The organism is Mycobacterium sp. E2479 (genome assembly GCF_001667925.1).
In the GTDB taxonomy this organism is placed as follows: Bacteria; Actinomycetota; Actinomycetes; order Mycobacteriales; family Mycobacteriaceae; genus Mycobacterium.
This window is the reverse complement of the sequence record NZ_LZJR01000153.1, coordinates 128,295-134,387: the sequence shown is the minus strand read 5'-3', so window position 1 is coordinate 134,387 and position 6,093 is coordinate 128,295. Positions and strand designations below refer to the sequence as shown.

The following is a 6,093-nucleotide window of genomic DNA, read 5'->3' as shown; positions in this document are numbered from 1 at the left end:
GCAGTGCCCGACAACCGCAAAGCCTATAGCGGCGGCAACTGGCCCTTGCATACCAGCGTCTGCAACTCGACGTACTCGTCTAGCCCCTCGGGCCCGAACTCGCGCCCGATGCCGGACTGCTTGAAGCCGCCGAACGGTGCGCCAATGTCCAGGGTGTACATGTTGATGCCATACGTTCCCGTGCGGACCGCGGCCGCGACATCCAGGCCGTGTTGGACGTCGGCGGTCCACACCGAACCGGCCAGGCCGTAATCGGTCTCGTTGGCGATGCGGATCGCGTCGTCCTCGTCGCGGTAGCGCAGCACCGTCAGCACCGGACCGAAGATCTCCTCCCGGGCGATGCGCATGTCGTTGGTCGCGTCGGCGAACAGCGTGGGCTGCACATACCAGCCGCGCTCGAACAAGCTCTGTTCGCCACCGAGCACGACGCGGGCGCCTTCACTGCTGCCCGACTTGATGTAGTCCTGGACGCGGCGCTGTTGTCGTTGCGCCACAAGCGGTCCGATGTCCGTCGCCTCGTCGGCCGGGTCGCCGACGTTCAGCGTGGACATCATGTCCGCCAGGGCGTCGACGACCTCGTCATGTTTACGGTCGCTGACCAGAATCCGGGTCTGCGCGACGCAGGCTTGGCCGTTGTTCATCAGCCCGGCGGACTTCAACCCGGCCACCGTCTTACCGATGTCGGCGTCGTCGAGAATGATCGCCGCGGACTTGCCGCCCAGCTCCAGGCTGACCCGTTTGAGCTGCTCACCGCACAGGGCTGCGATCCGGCGGCCGACGGCACTGGACCCGGTGAACGCGACTTTGTCCACGCCGGGATGGCGCACCAGCTCCTCACCGATCTCGGAGCCTCCGGGCAGCACCGACACCACGCCTTCGGGCAGCCCGATCTGCTCAATCATCTCGGCCAACCACAAAGCGTCCAAAGGGGTTTCGGGTGCCGGCTTGATGATGACCGTGCAACCCGCGATCAGCGCGGGGATCAGTTTGGGCATGATCAAAAACTGCGGCACGTTCCACGGCACAATCGCCGCGACCACCCCGACCGGGGCCCTGCGCAGATGTACTTCGCCGAGCGCACCCTGGCGGCGTTCCTGCCACGGAAACTCGCGGGCGGCGGCCAGCGACAGGTGGATCAGCGCTACGGCGGCCGCGCCCTGGCCCATCCGGCTGAAGCTGCGCGGTGATCCCATCTCGTCGGTGATGAGGTCGGCCATCTCGTCGGCGTGGCCGGCGTAGATCCCGGCGAGGTGCTCGACCTTGGCCATCCGGTCGGCATGGCTCATGCGTGGCCAGGGACCGTGATCGAACGCGTGGCGCGCGGCGGCGACCGCGGCCTCGACGTCCTCGGGGCCCGCGACTTGCACATGCCCGACCGGTTCTTCGGAGTGCGGTGAGATCACGGCGAGCTGCTGCGGGTTGGCGGGTTTGCGCCACTGGCCCCCGATGAACAACTCGTTATAGGAGCGATGGCCGGCAGTCTCTGTCATCGGGGCACTTCCTCAGGGGATCAGACCGTGACCGCAAAAGTCGCTATTCACGCTAACATAGCGAAAAAAGCAGCGAGGCCCCATATGATCAGCGATTGGCGCAGTTACCCGTTCCAGTTGGTGTCCGGCGACGACCAGTTGAACTTCCCCGCCGCCGAGGGCGAACACCCCGACCAGGAGTCAGACACCTGGTTCATCGCCGGTCAGCTCGACGCCGCCGAGATTGATCGATCGTTGGCGTTCCTGACCATCTTCAACAAGAACCGTCCCGGGGGCACGGTCGTCGCGGACTTCTACACGATGGCGCTGTTCGACCTCGACACCGGTGACTACGGCACCTTCACCGACTACGACATGCCACCGGCAAATATGGAGCCCGGCGCCCAGCGCAAGCTGACGATGGCGGCGGGCCATCTCGACATCCACTACCACAGCAGCGCGGGGACCGCGTCGTGGACGACCAGCCGCAACGGCGATGGCCGACTGCTGCCCTACACTTACCGGGTAAGCCTGGTCGGCAAGGATCAGTGCGAGCGGCCCATGCGACTGGATCTGGCCGTAACCCCCACGCGCGCACCGACACCGGTGGGCGCATCGACTTATAACGGAAGGATCGTCTGCTTCGGTCAAAGCGACACCTACTCTTACTTCCAGACCGGCATGGCGATGACCGGCACCCTGCGCTGGGGAGACGTGGTCCAGCAGGTCTGCGGCACCAGTGGGCACGTCGATCGGCAGTGGTTCCCCAAGTACGCCGGCGGCGGGGGCTCCGGTGGGGATCCACGGGCCAGGTCACACGAATGGCGCACCATCAACTTCGACAATGGGGTCGACCTGAGCATCTGGCGACAGTTCGACCGCACCAACGGCAATGCACCGCAGCCGTTCACGGGTGTCACGACAAGCCACCCGGACCCAGCGATCGCGCCGGAATGTGCCGAAGACATCGAGGTGACGGTCAGCAGCTACGTGCGGTGGCCGGAGGCCATCCAGCCCCTGGTGCGGCCTCTCGCGCCGGCCCGGTACATGCCCGACCGCCACCGGATCAGCTGTCCCACTTTGCAGTTGGAACTGATCGGAGAGCCCCTGGTGGCGGCGCCCGCGCATGGGCTGCCCATCGAGTACATGGAGGGCCCCTATCGCTACCACGGGACCATGCGGGGAAAACCGGTCGCGGGCTTCGCGTTCAATGAACGCTCGCTGGCCCTGTACCGGGATTGGGAGCTCGTCGACGTGCTGTCCACTACCGTCGCGAATCTGGCACCGCCGCAGCCCGAATTGCAGGCCATGGTGGATCAGGTCGTGCCGCTGGTGGCGGCCGGCCGCCGCAAGGATGCGATCGAGTTGCTGTTCAGCTCGGTGCCAGTCGAAAATGGCATGCTGGCAACGCTTCTCGACGATCTGATCGCGGTCTTGTCAGCCGACGTCGGTTGACCGCGAAAGCGCCTGGGCCCACATGATGTGGCGATGCTGCAACCCGGGTTCGTTGCGGCCGAACACCAAGTGGTCGCGGACTCCGGACTCGAGATTGGCTTGCAGCCCCTGGGCCAGTCGGTAGTCCTCGTCGCGCACGGTGGCGTGCGCGTATTCGAAGACCGCCTGGGCGCCGGCGGACACCGACTCGTCGGCGACGTCCTGCGGGGTTGCGTTCTGGTGGACGGTGATTGACCTACCGGGCCGATCCCCCGGGTAGACCCGGAACAGCTCGCCGTTGGCGATGGTCACCGACAGCACGATGTTGGGGAACAACGCATAGATCACCACCATGTTATGGAACGGATTCCACTGATCCTCGGGCACGTCGTCGAGTTCCAGGATGGTGTTGAGGGGGAAGATCAGTCGGTGATGCGGCCCGTAAGAGTCGAACACCGTGCAGTTGCTGCGTGCGATGGTGGCGAACGTCTGCCGATGGACGGTGGCGAAATGATAATTCTCCGCGAACGTGTCGATCGCCAGTTTCCAGTTTATCGGGGAGTCCAGCACCTTCTCGCCCAGTGGGGACCAGCGCCCGATGCCCCACGAGTCGAGTTCCTCCGCGAGCGGGCCCAAGTGTGCCGCAACGTCCAAAATCGCCCCGGGATCCAGTGCCACCCAAAGGAATCCAGCGAATTCGGTGGCCGGGAGTTCGGTCAGGCTATCGGACTTGACGGTCACTTCTGGGAATCCCTCGCGTCCGGGAACCGCCATCAGGCGCCCGGTGTCGTCGTAGGTCCAGGCGTGGTAGGGGCAGGTGAACCGCTTGGCGGTGCCGCATCCCGTTGCCACCTGCGACTGGCGGTGCAGGCACACGTTGTTGAACGCCTTGACCGTTCCCTCTGTTGTTCTGGTCAGCAGGACGGATCGGCCCATCACCGTCTTGGTGCAATACGCGCCGGGGGCGGGAAGCTCCGAGGCATAGCCGACCAACTGCGGACTGGCCAGCAGCATGGCCCAATCCCGGTTGTGCCGCTCCATACTCGTGTAGTCACGCGCGTCGACCGTGAGCTGGGCCGGCGCGAGGTCGGTCACCTTGTCCCGCGCCAGCTTCAACGCACGCCGCGTCAGGTCGATTAGCTGGTCGTGTTCCATCTGTCCAGTACAGACCTTGTGACGGTTGTAAGGTCAAGGGGTGGCTGAGCAGTTGCTGATCGGCGACGTCACGGCCTTGACCGGCATCGCTTCCGGCCGAATTCGCCATTACGAGAAAATCGGCTTGCTGCACGCGCAACACCTGTCCAACGGCTACCGGGTCTTCGGAGTCGAGCAGGTTCTCGACTTGCTGCGCATCGACCTGATGCGAAGCCTCGGCGTCGGTATCAACGACATTCACCGTTTGATCGAGGGCGGGCACAGCACGCTGGCCGGCCTGCTCGACGAGCATCGGGAGCTGCTGGTGCGGCAACGAGAGCGGCTCGATCAATTGATTCAAGCCATCGATGCCGCCACCGAGTGTGGTGACGCGGACCTGAATGAACACATCCTGCACCGGTTGGCCACCACGCACCGCGACAGCATTGGGGTGATCGGGCGGCTCAGCGCCCCACTGTCCGCGCCCGTCGCCGCGATGTACACCGACTTGTTCGAGGAGTGGGACCTACCGGTCCCCGCCTTGTTCGGGCAAATGGTCCTCCCGCCCGCGGCCAGCACCCTGCTTTCGCAGCTGGCCGACACGCCGGGCCACAACATGCTGTTCGATCGATTGCGCGACCTAGCAGCCGACGTCATCGCGTTGGGCGACGACGATGCTGCGGCACGAGAGCTCGCGCGCAGCTGGATCGACCAGCAGCTGACAGATCCCCTGCCCGAGGACGTGGTTGGCGTGCTGCGCGGCGTGCAACCGCTTCTAGAGCGTGACCCGGTGATCGTGCAGGGATTTCGCGCCTGGGCGGGTTCAATCAGCCAGGCGGCCGCCCAATTCATCGAGGAGATCGCTCGGCAGACGGCTCGCCGCGGATTGGAAGCCGTGAGCGTCATCGTGCTGCCCGCGCGCCAACCCGGTCAAACGAACGTTGCGGCACTGTGACGGACATGTGACCGGTGTGATCAACGGGGCATACGAGGTTTCTGTCGTACCCTGTGGCTTGTGTCATCCGTTTCGCGACGCGATCTGCTCAAACTTGCGGCCGCTACCCCGGCCCTGCTTGGACTGGGCGTCGCGGCCACGTCGGTGAGCACCCCGTCGGGGTCGGCTTCGCTCGGCACCCTGCTGGACTATGCGGCCGGGGTCATTCCGGCCAGTCAGATCCGGGCCGCGGGCGCGGTGGGTTCGATTCGGTACGTGTCGGACCGGCGCCCCGGCGGCAATTGGATGCTCGGCAAGCCGATCCAAGTCAGCGAGGCGCGCGACCTCAATAGCAATGGGCTCAAAATCGTGTCCTGCTATCAATACGGCAAGGCCAGCACGGCGGACTGGCTTGGCGGTGCCAACGCCGGCCTGCAACACGCGCAGCGGGGGATGCAGCTTCACGCCGCGGCCGGTGGGCCGGCCAGCGCGCCCATCTATGCCTCGATCGACGACGACCCCTCCTACGAGCAGTACAAAAACCAGGTGGCGCCCTACCTGCGTTCTTGGGAATCGGTAATCGGCCATCAGCGCACAGGCGTGTACGCCAATTCGAAAACCATCGACTGGGCGCTGCACGATGGATTGGGCTCCTACTTCTGGCAGCACAACTGGGGCTCGCCCAAGGGATACACGCACCCGGCTGCCAATTTGCACCAGGTTGAAATCGACAAACGCAGCGTCGGTGGGGTCGGCGTGGACATCAACGAGATCCTCAAGCCTCAATTCGGCCAGTGGGCCTAGCGCCCAACGGCGTCGCCCGGCGAGGCCGGGACGCCGACTCTTAAAGATTCCAGCAAACACTCGTTCGCTCATTTTTCGGACGCGCGCAGGTGGCCGATAGGCGTCCGCGGCGGCCGACTGCCCCGCGACGGCGCTCGGCGACCAAAAATTTTTATGTAACGATTCGATAACAAGACAGCCTTGATCTGCGCAGTTATAGCTACTCGACCGTAACCACCTGCATGCAGCGGGTTTGTTCATCGGCTCCTCGCCGCCGGTGAAAGCGCGTGTTACCCAGGACACGGTTACCCATGCGTAGAACTCACCAGTAACCGATCA

At 64.7% G+C, this 6,093-nt stretch carries 5 protein-coding genes; 3 read left to right on the top strand and 2 right to left on the bottom strand.

Going from position 1 to position 6,093, the window contains the following annotated elements; all coding sequences use genetic code 11:
- Positions 1-23: 23 nt before the first annotated feature.
- Positions 24-1,490, bottom strand: coding sequence for an aldehyde dehydrogenase (locus A5686_RS22985; protein ID WP_067939041.1), 1,467 nt, complete (start codon positions 1,488-1,490; stop codon positions 24-26).
- Between the two features lie 84 nt (positions 1,491-1,574).
- Between A5686_RS22985 and A5686_RS22980 the strand changes: the two genes are divergently transcribed.
- A complete protein-coding gene (locus A5686_RS22980) occupies positions 1,575-2,924 on the top strand; it encodes a secreted hydrolase (RefSeq protein ID WP_067939040.1) in 1,350 nt (449 codons plus the stop codon).
- Here A5686_RS22980 and A5686_RS22975 read toward each other — a convergent pair.
- A complete protein-coding gene (locus A5686_RS22975) occupies positions 2,907-4,058 on the bottom strand; it encodes an SRPBCC family protein (RefSeq protein WP_067939037.1) in 1,152 nt (383 codons plus the stop codon). The two genes, A5686_RS22980 and A5686_RS22975, sit on opposite strands and share 18 nt — an antisense overlap.
- Before the next feature lie 40 nt (positions 4,059-4,098).
- On the opposite strand from A5686_RS22975, the gene A5686_RS22970 reads away from it, so the two are divergent.
- Both A5686_RS22970 and A5686_RS22965 read left to right on the top strand, forming a co-directional pair.
- On the top strand, positions 4,099-4,992 hold the full coding sequence (locus A5686_RS22970) for a MerR family transcriptional regulator (protein ID WP_067939035.1): 894 nt from the start codon (positions 4,099-4,101) through the stop codon (positions 4,990-4,992).
- A gap of 60 nt (positions 4,993-5,052) precedes the next feature.
- Positions 5,053-5,775 (top strand): DUF1906 domain-containing protein, encoded by a 723-nt coding sequence (locus tag A5686_RS22965; protein ID WP_067939033.1) that lies wholly within the window; start codon positions 5,053-5,055, stop codon positions 5,773-5,775.
- The last annotated feature ends 318 nt before the right edge of the window (positions 5,776-6,093 follow it).

Coding starts and splice junctions, on each gene's coding strand:
- A5686_RS22985 (WP_067939041.1), bottom strand. CDS start 1,490: ATGACAGAGACTGCCGGCCATCGCTCCTATAACGAGTTGTTCATCGGG.
- A5686_RS22975 (WP_067939037.1), bottom strand. CDS start 4,058: ATGGAACACGACCAGCTAATCGACCTGACGCGGCGTGCGTTGAAGCTG.
- A5686_RS22980 (WP_067939040.1), top strand. CDS start 1,575: ATGATCAGCGATTGGCGCAGTTACCCGTTCCAGTTGGTGTCCGGCGAC.